Annotated in this window: 14 protein-coding genes and 1 tRNA gene; 8 read left to right on the top strand and 7 right to left on the bottom strand. The window is 68.1% G+C overall.

Features of this window, described 5'->3' with window-relative positions; all coding sequences use genetic code 11:
- Window positions 1-19 precede the first annotated feature (19 nt).
- Both F3087_RS12770 and F3087_RS12765 read right to left on the bottom strand, forming a co-directional pair.
- On the bottom strand, window positions 20-667 hold the full coding sequence (locus F3087_RS12770; protein WP_014988187.1) for a TetR/AcrR family transcriptional regulator: 648 nt from the start codon (window positions 665-667) through the stop codon (window positions 20-22).
- A 182-nt stretch (window positions 668-849) separates the two neighbouring features.
- Window positions 850-1,464: a TetR/AcrR family transcriptional regulator gene (locus F3087_RS12765; protein WP_150402128.1), complete on the bottom strand. Its 615-nt coding sequence runs from the start codon at window positions 1,462-1,464 to the stop codon at window positions 850-852.
- 263 nt (window positions 1,465-1,727) lie between these two features.
- Between F3087_RS12765 and F3087_RS12760 the strand changes: the two genes are divergently transcribed.
- The 6 genes from F3087_RS12760 (at window position 1,728) to F3087_RS12735 (ending at window position 6,466) form a co-directional block, all read left to right on the top strand.
- Window positions 1,728-1,798: transfer RNA gene (locus F3087_RS12760), tRNA-Gln, on the top strand.
- A gap of 113 nt (window positions 1,799-1,911) precedes the next feature.
- Window positions 1,912-3,402, top strand: a complete 1,491-nt coding sequence (gene glmU, locus F3087_RS12755) for a bifunctional UDP-N-acetylglucosamine diphosphorylase/glucosamine-1-phosphate N-acetyltransferase GlmU (RefSeq protein ID WP_150402127.1) — start codon at window positions 1,912-1,914, stop codon at window positions 3,400-3,402.
- Window positions 3,399-4,379: a ribose-phosphate diphosphokinase gene (locus F3087_RS12750; RefSeq protein ID WP_107659278.1), complete on the top strand. Its 981-nt coding sequence runs from the start codon at window positions 3,399-3,401 to the stop codon at window positions 4,377-4,379. Before glmU ends, F3087_RS12750 begins: the two co-directional genes overlap by 4 nt.
- 99 nt (window positions 4,380-4,478) lie before the next feature.
- Entirely contained in the window at window positions 4,479-4,739 is a 261-nt protein-coding gene (locus F3087_RS12745; RefSeq protein ID WP_150402126.1) for a hypothetical protein, read from the top strand.
- 134 nt (window positions 4,740-4,873) lie between these two features.
- Complete coding sequence (locus F3087_RS12740; protein ID WP_150402125.1) at window positions 4,874-5,776, top strand: DUF4190 domain-containing protein; 903 nt, start codon at window positions 4,874-4,876, stop codon at window positions 5,774-5,776.
- Window positions 5,777-5,803: 27 nt separating this feature from the next.
- A complete protein-coding gene (locus F3087_RS12735) occupies window positions 5,804-6,466 on the top strand; it encodes a DUF2461 domain-containing protein (protein WP_150402124.1) in 663 nt (220 codons plus the stop codon).
- Here the strand turns inward: F3087_RS12735 and egtD are convergent.
- The 4 genes from egtD to egtA form a co-directional block, all read right to left on the bottom strand.
- Window positions 6,463-7,434, bottom strand: a complete 972-nt coding sequence (egtD, locus tag F3087_RS12730) for an L-histidine N(alpha)-methyltransferase (RefSeq protein WP_150402123.1) — start codon at window positions 7,432-7,434, stop codon at window positions 6,463-6,465. The genes F3087_RS12735 and egtD overlap by 4 nt on opposite strands.
- The gene (locus F3087_RS12725) at window positions 7,431-8,321 is read right to left on the bottom strand and encodes a class II glutamine amidotransferase (protein WP_150402122.1); all 891 of its coding nucleotides are present in this window, start codon (window positions 8,319-8,321) and stop codon (window positions 7,431-7,433) included. Before F3087_RS12725 ends, egtD begins: the two co-directional genes overlap by 4 nt.
- Before the next feature lie 25 nt (window positions 8,322-8,346).
- Window positions 8,347-9,693 (bottom strand): ergothioneine biosynthesis protein EgtB, encoded by a 1,347-nt coding sequence (gene egtB / locus F3087_RS12720; protein ID WP_150402121.1) that lies wholly within the window; start codon window positions 9,691-9,693, stop codon window positions 8,347-8,349.
- Window positions 9,694-9,829: 136 nt separating this feature from the next.
- Window positions 9,830-11,194: an ergothioneine biosynthesis glutamate--cysteine ligase EgtA gene (gene egtA, locus F3087_RS12715; protein ID WP_150402120.1), complete on the bottom strand. Its 1,365-nt coding sequence runs from the start codon at window positions 11,192-11,194 to the stop codon at window positions 9,830-9,832.
- Between the two features lie 203 nt (window positions 11,195-11,397).
- On the opposite strand from egtA, the gene F3087_RS12710 reads away from it, so the two are divergent.
- Entirely contained in the window at window positions 11,398-12,570 is a 1,173-nt protein-coding gene (locus F3087_RS12710; RefSeq protein WP_150402119.1) for an aminotransferase class V-fold PLP-dependent enzyme, read from the top strand.
- Between the two features lie 12 nt (window positions 12,571-12,582).
- Here F3087_RS12710 and F3087_RS12705 read toward each other — a convergent pair whose 3' ends face one another.
- Window positions 12,583-13,146 carry a TetR/AcrR family transcriptional regulator gene (locus F3087_RS12705; protein WP_150402118.1) on the bottom strand — a complete coding sequence of 188 codons (564 nt, stop codon included), beginning with the start codon at window positions 13,144-13,146 and terminating at the stop codon, window positions 12,583-12,585.
- A 107-nt stretch (window positions 13,147-13,253) separates the two neighbouring features.
- Between F3087_RS12705 and F3087_RS12700 the strand changes: the two genes are divergently transcribed.
- Window positions 13,254-13,922 (top strand): lysophospholipid acyltransferase family protein, encoded by a 669-nt coding sequence (locus F3087_RS12700; RefSeq protein ID WP_150402117.1) that lies wholly within the window; start codon window positions 13,254-13,256, stop codon window positions 13,920-13,922.
- Window positions 13,923-14,110: the final 188 nt, after the last annotated feature.

Below are 14,110 nucleotides of genomic sequence, written 5' to 3'. Positions count from 1 at the left end.
ACACGATTGGCTCGGGCTGTTAGGGCACGTAGCGACGCAAGCGCCTGGCCGCGAACTCGCGGAAGTAGGCGAGCTTCTCGGCGGGGACGATCGACGGCAGCAGGAAGTACCAGACGCGTTCCATCCGGGTGGCCATCTGATCGATCGACTCGGTGCCGACCGCGATGATGTGCACGCCCGCGGTCATCTCCTGCAGCAGCATGCCGATCACCTCGGCGTCGAGCTCGGGCTGCAAATCGCCTTGGGCGATAGCCCTTTCGGAGAGCACGCGGTAGGTGTCGCCCCACGTCTTGGCGATGTTGTCGCCCTGCGCGCCGCGGTAGTCACCGATCTGATGGGTCAGCTTGAGCATGGCGCCGACCATCGGATCGTTCATCGATAGATCCGCGACCACATAGGTGATACCGATGCATGCCTCGAGCGCGGGCACCCGGGGATCGAAGAAACCCTGACACGAGCTGACCAGCCGCTCGTTGCCCTGGTCGACCACCGCACGCGCCAGCTCTTCCTTCGAGCCGAAGTGAAAGTACAAGGCGCCCTTGGTCACATTGGACTGCGCGATGATCTCGCTCAGACTCGCGTTCGCGTAACCCAAGCGCAGAAAGACATCGGCAGCGCCCGCAAGAACGGAGTCGCGGGTGATCTCCGCGCGCGCTTGCCTAGCCATCAGATCCGCCTGTCATCCTAAAAACCAGCCATCCTGAAGTAGACCGACATCACGAAGTAGACCGACTTACCGCCCGAACAGCACCCAAAGGATGGGTGAACCGTACCACCAGGCGGGCCCTCGGCAGTCAATTCGAGCATTCGACCAGACCCGCTTCGCAATTCGCTGGTTAACAACCCGAGTCACTCCTCGACACCGGCGCGCCACTCCGAGCTGAGATGCGGGTCGGCCTCCAGATGGCTCAACCCGTTCCAGCACAGATTCACCAAGTGCACGGCGACAACCTCTTTCGACGGTTTGCGTTCGTCCAGCCACCAGGTGGCGGCGGTGGCGACCTGCCCGACCAACGCCTGGGCGTAGAGCGTGGCCAAGCTGGTGTCGAAACCGCGCCGCTCGAAATCCCCGGCGAGGATGTGCGCGACCTGGTTCACGGCCTCGTTGAGCAGGCTGGAGTAGCGGCCCTCGGCATTACCCGCGGGCTGATCGCGCACCAGGATGCGGAATCCGTCGGTGCGTTCCTCGATGTAGGTGAGCAGCGCGAGCGCGACCTGTTCGAGCCGGACCCGCGATCGATTCTGGGTCAGCGAGGACACGATCATGTCCAGCAGCATGGACATCTCGCGATCGACGACGACCGCGTACAGCCCTTCCTTGCCGCCGAAGTGTTCGTACACCACAGGTTTGGAGACTTGAGCCCGCTGCGCGATCTCCTCGATCGAGGTGGCGTCATATCCGCGCTCGGCGAACAGTGCGCGACCGATCTCGATGAGTTGCTGTCGCCGCTGGGTACCGGTCATCCGCGGACGCGACACTTTGGGCGGTTCACTAGTCGACATCGCTCCCGCCTCCCTTCGTCACCCGACCGTCCAGTGCCTCAACTGTTCCAGACAGCCCGCAAGATTGCCCCGTCAACCCCGGGCGCGCCGTCGAATCAGCACCCGGTCGGACACTCTCAACGCTCCAACTACCGGCAAGAATCGCGGAGAGGCGTGGGTGTATGCGAGGATCTTTCCCGTGCCGTGGCACAGCGGCGGGTGTTCCCGATCCGCCGATGTGACAATCCGCCGTGGTGTAATGGCAGCACCTCTGATTTTGGTTCAGATAGTTCAGGTTCGAGTCCTGGCGGCGGAGCTCGGCAGCACGATGACCTATCGTTGGCCCGCACATCTGCGCCCAGCACAGCAGACACCCCAGCACGATGAGCAGAGCCCAGCAGCATGATGACAGGCAGCCGAGGGAGATCCATGCCACAGCAGACCGCCGTCGTCGTTCTCGCAGCCGGTGCCGGGACGCGAATGCGGTCGAAGACCCCCAAAGTGCTGCATTCGCTGGCCGGTCGAAGCATGCTCGCACACGCGCTGCATGCGGCGAACGAGATCGACCCCGCATATCTGATCACCGTGGTCGGCCACGACCGCGAACAGGTCGGCGCCGCCGTGCAGGCGGTGGCCACCGACCTCGGCCGTGAGATCACTCCGGCCATTCAAGAGGAGCAGCTCGGCACCGGGCACGCCGTGCAGTGCGCGCTCGCCGCACTGCCCGTCGGCTTCACCGGCGACCTGCTGGTCACGTCCGCCGACGTGCCGCTGCTCGACGGGCACACGCTGTCCGCGTTGCTCGACGAACATCGCAGCTACACCGAACGTTCCGCGGTGACGGTGCTGACCTTCGTGCCGGACGACCCGAACGGCTACGGCCGCATCGTCCGCGACGCCGACGGCCGGGTGGCCGAGATCGTCGAGCACGCCGACGCCACCCCCGCCCAGGCCGCGATCACCGAGGTCAATTCGGGTGTCTACGCGTTCGACGTGAATGTGTTGCGCACCATGATCAGCCGGTTGTCCACCGCCAACGCCCAGCACGAGCTGTATCTCACCGACGTGCTGCGGCTGGCCCGCGAGGCCGGGCATCCGGTGCACGGCGCCCGCCTGGTCGACGCGGCCAAGGTCACCGGCGTGAACGACCGGGTCCAGCTGGCCAACGCGACCAACCGGCTCAACCGCTACATCCTGGAACGGCACATGCGGGCCGGCGTCACCATCATCGATCCGGCCTCCACCTGGGTGGACGCGAGCGTGCGGATCAGCAGGGACGCGATCCTGCGCCCCGGCGTGCAGCTGCTCGGCGACACGGTGATCGGCGAGGACGCCGAGATCGGGCCGGACAGCACGCTGACCGATGTGGTCGTCGGCGACGGCGCGCGGGTCGTCCGCACGCACGGCGAGGGCGCGATGATCGGCCCCGGCTCGACCATCGGCCCGTTCAGTTACCTACGACCGGGCACCGTGGTCGGCAATTCCGGCAAGCTCGGCGCCTTCGTCGAAACCAAGAACGCCTCGATCGGCGCGCACTCCAAGGTGCCGCATCTGACCTACGTCGGCGACGCGACCATCGGGGAACACAGCAACATCGGCGCTTCGAGTGTTTTCGTGAACTACGACGGAGTGACCAAGCATCACACCACGGTCGGGTCGCATGTGCGAACGGGAAGCGACACGATGTTTGTCGCACCGGTAACGGTGGGTGACGGCGCGTATACGGCGGCGGGTACTGTACTGCGCAGAAGCGTTCCGCCCGGGGCACTCGCGATTTCCGGCGGGCCGCAGAAAAACATCGAGGGCTGGGTGCAACGCCACCGTCCTGGAACGGCCGCGGCGCGCGCGGCGGCAGAAGCCAACGCCGCCAAAGAGGACTCCGGTCAGGCACACGAGCAAAAGGATGGCAAACAGCAGTGACCGCGTCATGGATCGATAACCAGAAGAACCTGATGCTCTTCTCGGGACGCGCTCATCCTGAGCTGGCCGAACAGGTCGCCAAGGAACTCGACGTCCACGTCACGCCGCAGACCGCACGCGACTTCGCCAACGGCGAGATCTTCGTCCGGTTCGAGGAGTCGGTGCGCGGCTCCGACGCGTTCGTGCTGCAGAGCTTCCCCGCGCCGCTGAACCAGTGGCTGATGGAACAGCTCATCATGATCGACGCGCTCAAGCGCGGTTCGGCCAAGCGGATCACCGCCGTGCTGCCGTTCTACCCGTACGCCCGCCAGGACAAGAAGCACCGCGGCCGCGAGCCGATCTCCGCTCGCCTGGTCGCCGACCTGCTCAAGACCGCGGGCGCGGACCGGATCATCACCGTCGACCTGCACACCGATCAGATCCAGGGCTTCTTCGACGGCCCGGTCGATCACATGCACGCGCAGCTGCAGCTCGCCGAGTACATCCGCACCAACTACACCCTCGACCACATCACCGTGGTCTCCCCCGACTCCGGCCGCGTGCGCGTGGCCGAGAAGTGGGCGGACTCGCTCGGCGGCTCGCCGCTGGCGTTCATCCACAAGACCCGGGATCCGCTGGTGCCCAACCAGATCAAGGCCAACCGGGTGGTCGGCGATGTCGAGGGCCGCACCTGCATCCTGATCGACGACATGATCGACACCGGTGGCACCATCGCCGGCGCGGTCAAGGTGCTCAAGGATGCCGGCGCGGGTGACGTGGTCATCGCCGCGACCCACGGCGTGCTGAGCGACCCGGCCGCGGAGCGCCTCGCCGCCTGCGGCGCCAAGGAGGTCGTGGTCACCAACACGCTGCCGATCACCGAAGAGAAGAAGTTCCCGCAGCTGACGGTGCTGTCCATCGCCCCGCTGCTGGCCCGCACTATCCGCGAGGTCTTCGAGAACGGCTCGGTCACCGGCCTGTTCAACGGCAACGCATAGCTTTTCCGCACAACACTGGCGGCTCGGACTTCGGTCCGGGCCGCCATTGTTTTGCGCCGGGTCCGTTAGTTACGGCGATGCATGGGGATACTGGGAGGTATGGACCGTGAATCGCTCGACACCGACATGGGAGACGACGACCAGGCCGACGAGATCCGCGCCTATCAGCGCAATATCGAGGATCCGCCGGATGAACTGCGCATTCGCTATCACGAGAACGACGATGACGGCAGGTTGGGCATCGCGGACGAGCTGGCGCAGGAGTCGACCCCGCGCGAACAGCGCCGGGAAAGGGCCGAGGACGACGAGCGGCCCGCCGAGGTGGTAGCGATGGAGATCGTCGACGACACCTCGCTCTAGCGCAATCGGCTATCACAGCTCGGCCGTCGTGGTACGCATAACGGACAAGCCGGACGCAGTCCGTCCGCCGATCGCGGACGGCCGCGGCGGCGCAGGACGCAGAGGTGGCGACCGGACGACACAAGGAGGGCGCGATGAGCACGCCGCAGGATCCGAAACCGGCCGGCGGTACCCCGGAGCCCGCCGAGTCCGCGTCGTCACCGAGCGCGTCCGGGGCGGCGGATTCCGCTGCGGCTCCGAGCTCGGGTGCGGCACCTTCGTTGTCCAAAGATGTTGGTGCGGCGGAACCTTCGAGTGAGCCGTACACTGCGCCACCTCCCCCGGCCGGTGAGTGGTGGCAGCCGACCGACGCGCCCGCCGGGCCGTTGGGCGGGCAGACGCCGCCGGGCCCGAGCGGGCAGCCCCACCCCGGCAACGACCCGGCCAGGCACTGGCAGCCGCCTCCGGCCGGACCACAGGCTGATCAGCCGGCGTGGGCCACGGAGCCGTCCGACGAGCGGCCGTTCGCGGATTCTGGACCTGCGCAGCCTGCTTGGGGTGGCGACCCGTCCAGTGGTCTACAGCCGTTGGATGCGTCGACCGATCAATCGCAGTGGGGCGGACAGCACTCTCCCCCGCAATACCCGGGCGGTGGACAACCGCACTATCCGGGTAGCGGTGCGCCACCGGATCCGGCTGGTGCGCCGCAGTACCCGCAGGGCGGGATGTACAACTACCCGCCCGCCGGCGGCTACGGCGAACAGCAGAGTCCGCAGCCCGGCGGCTACGGCGCGTACCCGCCGCAGTCCTACGAGCCGTACACCACGCCGCAGCGCGCGTCCGGCAGCCAGGTGTTCTCGATCATCGGTTTCGTCTGCGCGGTGATCGCGGTGTTGTTCTGCCCCATCCTGTTCGGGCCCGCGGGCATCGTGCTCGGCATCATCGGCCACAACAAGGGTGAGCCGCTGGGCAAATGGGCGGCGATCACCGCGGGCGTCACCATGATCATCGGCTTCCTGGTGGGGTTCCTTATCTTCAACGGAGACCTGAGAACGTAGATTGCTCTGTATGAGCGAGGCACAGTCATGACCGAATTCGGCGGGTTTCCGCTGGCGGGACTGGATTTCTACGAGGACCTCGAGGTCGACAACTCGAAGATGTTCTGGACCGCGCACAAGGACGTATACGAGTCGGCGGTGAAGGCGCCGATGCTCGCGCTGACCGCCGAGCTGGAGCCGGATTTCGGTGCGGCCAAGATCTTCCGGCCGTATCGCGACGTCCGCTTCTCCAAGGACAAGACGCCGTACAAGGATCATCAGGGCGCGTACGTGTCGGTGGCGCCGAGCACCGGCTGGTACGTGCAGATCGGCGCGGCGGGGCTCTACGTCGCGGGCGGTTTCTACGGCGGCTCGTCCGAGCAGATCGCCCAGCTGCGCTCCACCATCGATCACGATGTGCGGGGGCCGGAGCTGGAGCGGATCCTGGCGAAGCTGACCAAGGCGGGCTTCACCATCGGCGGCGAAAAGCTGAAGACCAAGCCGAAGGGTTACGACGCCGACCATCCGCGCATCGACCTGCTCCGGCACAAGGCCCTGGTCTGCAACAAGGAATTCGGCTCGCCCGCCTGGCTGGACAAACCCCGCGCCGCCAAGGAGATCCGCACCGCCTGGGAGACGATGCGGCCCCTGGTCGACTGGCTCGCGGCGGTGGTGACCGGGGCGACTACCCGTTCACCACTGCTCGCCTAGTCGCGCGCCGCGAGGAACAGCGCGAAGCGGTCGTCGGGATCGGTCCACACCTGCTCGGTGCTGAACCCGGCGGCCGCGAGTTCCGCGCTGAAACCATCGACGCGGAACTTGGCCGAGATCTCGGTGCGCATCTGCTCGCCGGCGGCGAACTGCACGGTGAGATCGAGCTCGCGAACCCGGACGGTCATGGCTTCGGTGGCGGCCAGGCGCATTTCGATCCACTCGTGCTCGGCGTCCCAGACCGCGATGTGCTCGAACTTCTCCGGCGCGAAGTCGGCGTCGAGGCGAGAGTTCAAGACGTGCAGCACATTCCGGTTGAACTCGGAGGTGACACCGGCCGCGTCGTCGTAGGCTGGGACCAGCACGGCCGGGTCGATGACCAGGCCGGCGCCGAGCAGCAGCTGCTCGCCCGGTTCCAGCACCTCGTAGATGCCGGCCAGGAACTCGGCCCGCTCGGCGGGGACCAGGTTGCCGATGGTGCCGCCGAGGAAGGCGATCATCCGGCGGCCGCCGCCGGGCAGGTTGTGCAGGGTGTCGGTGAAGTCGCTGACCACACCGTGCACCGCCAGCCCGGGGAACTCGGCCGCGATCTCGTCCGCCGCCGCGCGCAGCGCCGAGGACGAGACATCCTGCGGGACATAGGTCTTCAGCGGACCCTCGGCGGTCAGCGCGGACAGCAGCAGCCGGGTCTTGGCGGCCGAGCCCGCGCCGAGCTCGACCAGTACCTCGGCCTGCGCGACCCGGGCGATCTCGCCGACCACCCGCTCCAGCAGCGCGCGTTCGGTGCGCGTCGGGTAGTACTCGGGCAGCTCGGTGATCTGCTCGAACAGTTCACTGCCGCGGGCGTCGTAGAACCACTTGGGCGGCAGCCACTTCGGGTCGGCGGTCAGGCCGAGCCTGGCGTCCGCGCGCAAGGCCGAGGTGAGGTCGTCGTCGGATAGGTGGATCTCCAGCGTCGGTGCGGTCATCGGGAGGCGCCTTTCGTGCTGTCGGGCAGCGGATCGATGGTGAGCTTTCCTGGGCGAGCGATAACCAGGCTGCGGTCGGGGATCGACCGCCAGTTGGGGTCGTCGTCATAGGGTTCGGAGGCGAGCACGGCGGAGGTGTCGGTAACCAGCGCCGACAAGGCGTGGTGCACCGTTGTGGCCCAGAGGGTTTCGCCGTCGCCGAGCAGGAAGTTGAGCCGGGCGGCGGGCGCGTGTCTCAGCACGCCGGCGGCGAGCAGGCCGAGGGCGGTGCCCGGGGAATCGACGAAACCGTCCGGGGACACCGCGGTGAGCAGTTGCCGCAGCAGCACCCAGAGCGTCGCGGCATCGGTCGGCGATTCGGCCTCGAGCAGCTGGATCGTCTCGAAGAGCCGGGTCGCGCCGAATTGCGTGGCGGCATTGTCCAAGTCCGAGGACGCCGCGGTGATCACGTTGCGCCAGTTGGGTACCGAGCCGTTGTGGCTGAACGCCCACTGCGCGCTGGTGAATGGCGCGCACGCGGCCCGCTCGACCGGCATGCCGACGGTGGCGGACCGGATCGATGCCAGCACCGCGGCCGAATGCAGTTGCGGCAGCACCTCTTCCACCGCGGGGTCGGTCCAGATGGGTGCGGGGTTGCGGTATCGGCTGGCGATCAGCGTGCCGCCTGGCGCGGTATCACCGGACAGTGTGCTGGTCGCCGACGGATTTTGCGTGCTGTCCGGCTCGACGGCTCGCCACCAGGCGACGCCGAACCCGTCGGCGTTGATCGTGCCGCCGCCCCGCATATCCCGCGGTGCCCACGCTTGAGTGCGCAGGGAATGCGTTCCGGTGGTGAGCGTCTCGCCGACGCTCACCACCGGGCCGACGTAACCGAGATGTCTGCACATCAGCGCGCGCCTCTCGTCGGCCGGCTCATTCGCCCTCCCCCGGTCGCAGATCGCGCGCGAGCCGGAAACCGGAGAAGATCTGCCGCCGGATCGGGTGATCCCAGTTGCGGAAGGTGCTGCGGCAGGCGACCGGATCGGTGCCGAAGGAGCCGCCGCGCAGGACGCGGTAGTCGCCGCCGAAGAAGACCTCGGAGTACTCCTGATACGGGAAGGCGTGGAAACCCGGGTACGGGTCGAATCCCGATGCGGTCCACTCCCATACGTCGCCGATGAGCTGGTGCACACCGGCCGGGGACGCACCCGCCGGATAGGCGCCGACATCGGCCGGTTCCAGGTGGCGCTGGCCGAGATTCGCGGTGGCCGCGTCGGGTTCGGTGTCGCCCCAGGGGAATCGGCGAGTAGCGCCGGTGGCCGGGTCATAACGCGCGGCCTTCTCCCACTCGGCCTCGGTCGGCAGTCGCTTGCCCGCCCAGTTCGCGTACGCCTCGGCCTCGAACCAGCAGACGTGCACCACCGGCTGATGCGGGCGCACCGGGGTCAGCACGCCGAAGACGCGACGCCACCACTGCCCGGCCGAGTCGCGCTCCCAGAATTGCGGCGCGACCAGGCCCGCCTCCTGCCGGTGCGCCCAGCCGCGCTCGGACCACAGTTCGGGCCGGTCGTAGCCGCGGTCGTCGAGGAACGCGAGGTACTGCTCGTTGGTCACCGGCGCGGCGTCTATTGCGAAGCCGGGCAACTGAACTCGATGCGCGGGGCGTTCGTTGTCCAGCGCCCACGGTTCGGTGGACGTGCCCATGGTGAATTCGCCGGCCGGCACGACGACCTCGCCGGTCACCGGCGCGGTCGTGGTCGGCGCCACGAGCGCCGTCAAAACCGCAGGCCCGCTACGCAACTGGTGGGTGGCCAGCATGGTCTCGTCGTGCTGCTGCTCGTGCTGGGCGATCATGCCGAACGCGAACCCGCCGTCGACCAGCGGCGAACCGCGTAAATCGCTGCGGTCCAGCACATCCCAGACCTTGTCCCGGACGGTGCCGACGTAACCCCTGGCCTGGGCAGGGTCGAGCAGCGGCAGCGCGGGCCGGTTCGAGCGGGCGTGCTTGAACGCGTCGTACAGCTCGTCGATGTCGGCCCGGACCGCCTCGCGGCCGCCGACATCGCGGACCAGCCACAGTTCTTCCTGATTGCCGATGTGGGCCAGATCCCACACCAGCGGGCTCATCAGCCGCGAATGCTGCGCGACCAGCTCGGCCTCGTCGATGCAGTCGGTGAGGGTGAGGGTGCGCTGCCTGGCGCGGGTGAGCACCTCGGCGATCTGCTCACGTAGTCGTTCGGTGCCCGCGTTGTCGGTAGCGGGCGGATGCTGAATGGTCATGATGAGTCTCCGGTGCTAGTTCCTGTCGGCTTCGGCGCGGCGCTGCCCGCCGGACCGGATCGGCAGTGCAGGCACGCTCTGCACGCGACTACGCGCGCGGTGGTGCCGCGTGCTCGGTTCGCTCGCTGAGCGGCGCTCACGAATCCGCTCCAGGACCGCCCGTCCTGGTGCCGGCCGCGGCGGAATCCGCCCCGGGTCTATCGCCGCTGCGACATCGCTGAACGGCGGCTTCGATCTCGCGGGCGGCCTCGGCGCTCGACGCATTGGCCGCGGCCAGGGTGAGCAGTTCGACCGCCACCGAGCGGATGTTCAGATCGGCCAGCCCGTAGCGGGCCGCATCGAGCCAGTGCCCGGCCAGCGGCGCGGCGATGGTGATCGCCTGGGCCACAACCCGGCTGCTGGACATGAGCGCGTCCAGGACGTGGATCGGAACGGTCCAGCCGTCGCCGGGCTGGGCGTCGATGTAGCGGACCTCCAGGTACCCGGACGCGCGCACCGGCGGGAACAGCGTGGTCAGGTGATAGTCGAGGTCGTTGCGGTCGGGCCGGCGGCCGACCTCGTCGTCCAGGGCGCCGGTGAGCCAGTCCGCGAAGGTCGCCCCCGGCGGCGGCGACCAGCCGGTGTCGGCACCGTGCCCGTTCGCGGGCTGACCGTTCGCGCCCGGGCCGGTGCCGTCCGGTCTTCGCACGCACAGCAGCGGCACGTCGAGCGCCCACCTGCTGTAGCCGAGGATCGGATCGGCCCAGTCCATCAGCGGCGGCCGGGTCCTGGCGTTGTCGAGGCGCAGCCAGGCCCGCATCCGCTGGGAGGCCCACTCACCGGCGGGGGCGCCCCGCAGCGCGGGCGAGCAGGCGAAGGCGGCGAGCAGGGCCGGGCCGATGGCGTAGAGCGCGGTCCAGCGGGCGGCGATGTCGGCGCGGTCGGCGCCCGCGTCGACGCTGACCTGGGTCGCGGCGGTATTGCACATCATGAGTTTGCCGAACGGGCCGATGCCGGCGAAGGTCTGTTCCATGGCGCGGTAGCGCGGCAACTGGAGCAGCCGCTTGGGGCGGCGGTCCGCGTCGGCGGCGGCGGAAACGGTTCGGATGGAGCGAGATTCGAGAAGTTCCCGCAAAAGGCGGGCATCGTCGCGGAGCGAGGTATTCAGCTGCGCGGCATCAGCGAATGGTGCGCTGGATAGTTCGATCTGACCGCCGGGTTCGATGGTGACCCGGCTGCCCCCTGGTAGCGCCAGTTCCGGCGAATCGGGGGCGATGGACCGTGGTGCGTAGGGTCCGAGGGCATCCGCTAGAGCAGTCAGTTGCGGACGCGGGGCGGCCGAGGGGCCTGACGCCTGACACTCACCCTGCACGGTGAGCCATTCGAGCTCGGCGCCGATCAGCGTCGGTGGTCCCTGCTTGAAGCAGACACCCCCGATATAAGCCTCCGCGGCGGCTCGCGAGTTGAGCTCTCCGTCGTGGATTACGTGACTGACCAGCTCTGATTCCAGCGTGACCGCCATGCCAACCTCCGTTGTGCGTCCGAGTTGCTGTGGTTTCGTGTCCGCTGTCGATCTGCAACCACCGGGCGGTCGTGCTCTGTTCCGCCGGCGGCGATCCATCCAGAGTAGCGATGGGGACTGACAAGAAATCGACAAGAATCCGAACTGGGGACCGGCTCAGGACGGACGGACTCCGCCCGGCTATGCCCGTTAGAGTCGGAATCATGCTGGCTGAAGAGCGTGTCCGCGCCGACACTCCGGGTTGTATGTCCGGTTCCGTTTTTCTCGACAGTGCCGGGTCCTCGCTGCCCCCGCGGGTCGTGCTGGACACCGCCATCGACCATCTGCGGCGCGAGGCGGAGATCGGTGGCTACCGCGCCGCGAACGAACGCCTCGGCGATCTGGCCGCGGTGAAGACCGCGATCGGCGCGCTGATCAACGCGACGCCGGCCAGTATCGCGTTGAGCGACAGCGCGACTCGTTCCTGGGCGGATTTCTTCTACTCGATTCCGCTGGCCGCGGGCGACCGCATCCTAGTCTCCGAGGCCGACTACGCGAGCAACGCCATCGCGGCACTACAACGCGCCCGGGCCACCGGGGCCACGGTGGAGAAAATCCCCAGCGACAGCACCGGTCAGATCGATCTCGACGCGCTGGCGAAGCTGGTCGACGAACGGGTCAAGCTGGTCTCGGTGCTGCACGCGCCGACCAACGGCGGCCTGGTCAACCCGGCCGCCGAGGCCACTCGAATCGCCCATTCGGTGGGTGCGCTGGTGTTGCTCGACGCCTGCCAGTCGACCGGGCAGTTGCCGATCGACGTGGCCGAACTCGACGTCGACGCGCTCTCGGCCACCGGACGCAAGTGGCTGCGCGGACCGCGCGGCACCGGATTCCTTTACCTCCGACCAGAATTGGCGCAATCCCTCGAGCCAGGCCGGCTCGACCTGCACAGCGCGTCCTGGGTCGGCGCGGACGAGTATCGCCTCGCCCCCGACGCCAGCCGCTTCGAGTTCTGGGAATGCGATGTGGCCGGACGACTCGGCCTCGGCGCGGCCGTGCAGTACCTGCTCGACCTCGGTCCGGAGAACGTGTACGCCGCCATCTCCGCCCGGGCCGAACACCTGCGCGAGGCGCTACCGGAGATTCCCGGAGTCACGGTGCGCGACATAGGCATTCGGCACAGCGGCATCGTATCGTTCACCGTCGACGGCCTCGAGGGCATCGCGGTGCGCGATCGGCTTGCCGCACAAGACATCACGGTGACGGTCAGCCACGCCGGCTCAACCCTCCTGGATATGACCGGCCGCGGCCTGAGTTCGGTGGTCCGCGCCTCACCGCACTGCTTCGTGAGCTTCGACGAGCTGGACCGTTTCGTCGCCGCCGTCGCGCAGTTGTAGCCCGAAACTCGTTCAGGCCAGATGTAATTCGAGCGCGCGGTCGACCAGCGCGCGAATATCGGCGGCGGGCGCGACCAGGCGCAGGCTGCGGTTCGCCTGGAGGGCGGCGATGCCGTGCAGGTTTGTCCACAGGGCGATCGCGCGTTCCCCGGGATCTGCGGTTCCGGGGTGCGCGGCCTCGCTCGCCAGCGCCGCGAACCGGGCGAACAGGGGCAGGGTGGTGCCGCGCAGGTTCTCACCCGAGCCTTCGAGCAGGTCGTGCCGGAACATCAGGGTGAACATCTCTGGGCGTTCGCCGGCGAACTCGACGTAGGCGACGCTCATGCGTACCAGGCGATCTCGCGGGCCGGTGCCGGGATCGACGGCGGCGAACCGGTCGATCAGGTCGGCGAATCCGCGCACCGCGATGGCCGCCAGCAACGCGCGATGCGTGGGGAAATGCCTGCGGGGTGCCCCATGTGAGACACCTGCGGCGCGGGTGATGGCGCGGAGTCCCAATTGCGCCGCGCCCACCTCTTCGAGCAGGTCCACGCCCGCGCCGACCAGGCGTTCTCGCAGCGGCTCGTTCTCGACCATGCGGACATTGTCTACGGCAACCATCGGCGATCCCCACTTCGGGTGTAGACACTGTCTACAGGAATGCGGTAGACAGTGTCTACACATTCTTTTCCCGGGAGGTTTTCGTGTGGTACTGGCTCTTCAAGTACGTGTTTCTCGGCCCCCTGTTGCGGGTGCTGGGTAGACCCGAAGTCGAAGGGCTGGATCAGGTTCCGCGCACCGGGCCGGTGATCGTCGCGGCCAACCACCTCGCGGTGATCGACTCGCTGTATCTCGCGCTGGTGCTGCCGCGCCAGGTCGCGTTCCTGGCCAAGCAGGAGTACTTCACCGGAACCGGCCTGCGCGGGCGGTTCAAGCGCTGGTTCTTCTCGGCGGCGGGCCAGGTGCCGGTCGACCGGACCGGCGGCAGCGCCGCGGCCGACGCGCTCGCCGCGGCCACCCGCATTCTCGAGGCAGGCGGCGTCTGGGCCATCCACCCCGAGGGCACCCGCTCGCCCGACGGCCGGATCTACCGCGGCCGCACCGGCACGCTGCGCGTCGCGATGGCCACCGGCGCCCCCGTGATCCCGGTCGTGCTGTCGGGCACCGACCGCGTCAACCCCCGCGGCACCCGGCTGCCCCGCTTCGGCAAGGTCCGGATCAGCTTCGGCGCCCCGCGCTACTACCTGCCCGCCGAGCAGCATCACGTCGCGCGGGCGAACACCGACGAACTGATGCGCGAGCTGGCGGCGCGGTCCGGCCGGCACTACGTCGACCAGTACGCCACCACCTTCCCGGCCCGGGCAGCCAAATAATCGCGGCAGCGACGCACTGAATCACCGTTCGGCGATAACCAATCCGGCACCGACGTCAGCGCGAATACTCCCATCGAGCCCGGTTACCCGCGACACTCCAGCAAACCTAGACACGCGGTAAAAGGGTTAACGCCACGCCGAAATGGCGGGATAGTTGATTGCAGGTCGACAGGCGGCCCGAAGCTGGT

Origin of the sequence: Nocardia colli (genome assembly GCF_008704205.1) — a bacterium.
GTDB lineage: Bacteria > Actinomycetota > Actinomycetes > Mycobacteriales > Mycobacteriaceae > Nocardia > Nocardia colli.
The sequence above is the reverse complement of the archived record's forward strand: the minus strand, read 5'-3'. Positions and strand labels throughout refer to the sequence as shown.

Excerpts from the sequence above, each read along its gene's own strand:
- F3087_RS12770 (WP_014988187.1), bottom strand. The coding sequence starts at position 667 with ATGGCTAGGCAAGCGCGCGCGGAGATCACCCGCGACTCCGTTCTTGCG.
- F3087_RS12765 (WP_150402128.1), bottom strand. The coding sequence starts at position 1,464 with ATGACCGGTACCCAGCGGCGACAGCAACTCATCGAGATCGGTCGCGCA.
- glmU (WP_150402127.1), top strand. The coding sequence starts at position 1,912 with ATGCCACAGCAGACCGCCGTCGTCGTTCTCGCAGCCGGTGCCGGGACG.
- F3087_RS12745 (WP_150402126.1), top strand. The coding sequence starts at position 4,479 with ATGGACCGTGAATCGCTCGACACCGACATGGGAGACGACGACCAGGCC.
- F3087_RS12740 (WP_150402125.1), top strand. The coding sequence starts at position 4,874 with ATGAGCACGCCGCAGGATCCGAAACCGGCCGGCGGTACCCCGGAGCCC.
- F3087_RS12735 (WP_150402124.1), top strand. The coding sequence starts at position 5,804 with ATGACCGAATTCGGCGGGTTTCCGCTGGCGGGACTGGATTTCTACGAG.
- egtD (WP_150402123.1), bottom strand. The coding sequence starts at position 7,434 with ATGACCGCACCGACGCTGGAGATCCACCTATCCGACGACGACCTCACC.
- F3087_RS12725 (WP_150402122.1), bottom strand. The coding sequence starts at position 8,321 with ATGTGCAGACATCTCGGTTACGTCGGCCCGGTGGTGAGCGTCGGCGAG.
- egtB (WP_150402121.1), bottom strand. The coding sequence starts at position 9,693 with ATGACCATTCAGCATCCGCCCGCTACCGACAACGCGGGCACCGAACGA.
- egtA (WP_150402120.1), bottom strand. The coding sequence starts at position 11,194 with ATGGCGGTCACGCTGGAATCAGAGCTGGTCAGTCACGTAATCCACGAC.
- F3087_RS12710 (WP_150402119.1), top strand. The coding sequence starts at position 11,398 with ATGCTGGCTGAAGAGCGTGTCCGCGCCGACACTCCGGGTTGTATGTCC.
- F3087_RS12705 (WP_150402118.1), bottom strand. The coding sequence starts at position 13,146 with ATGGTCGAGAACGAGCCGCTGCGAGAACGCCTGGTCGGCGCGGGCGTG.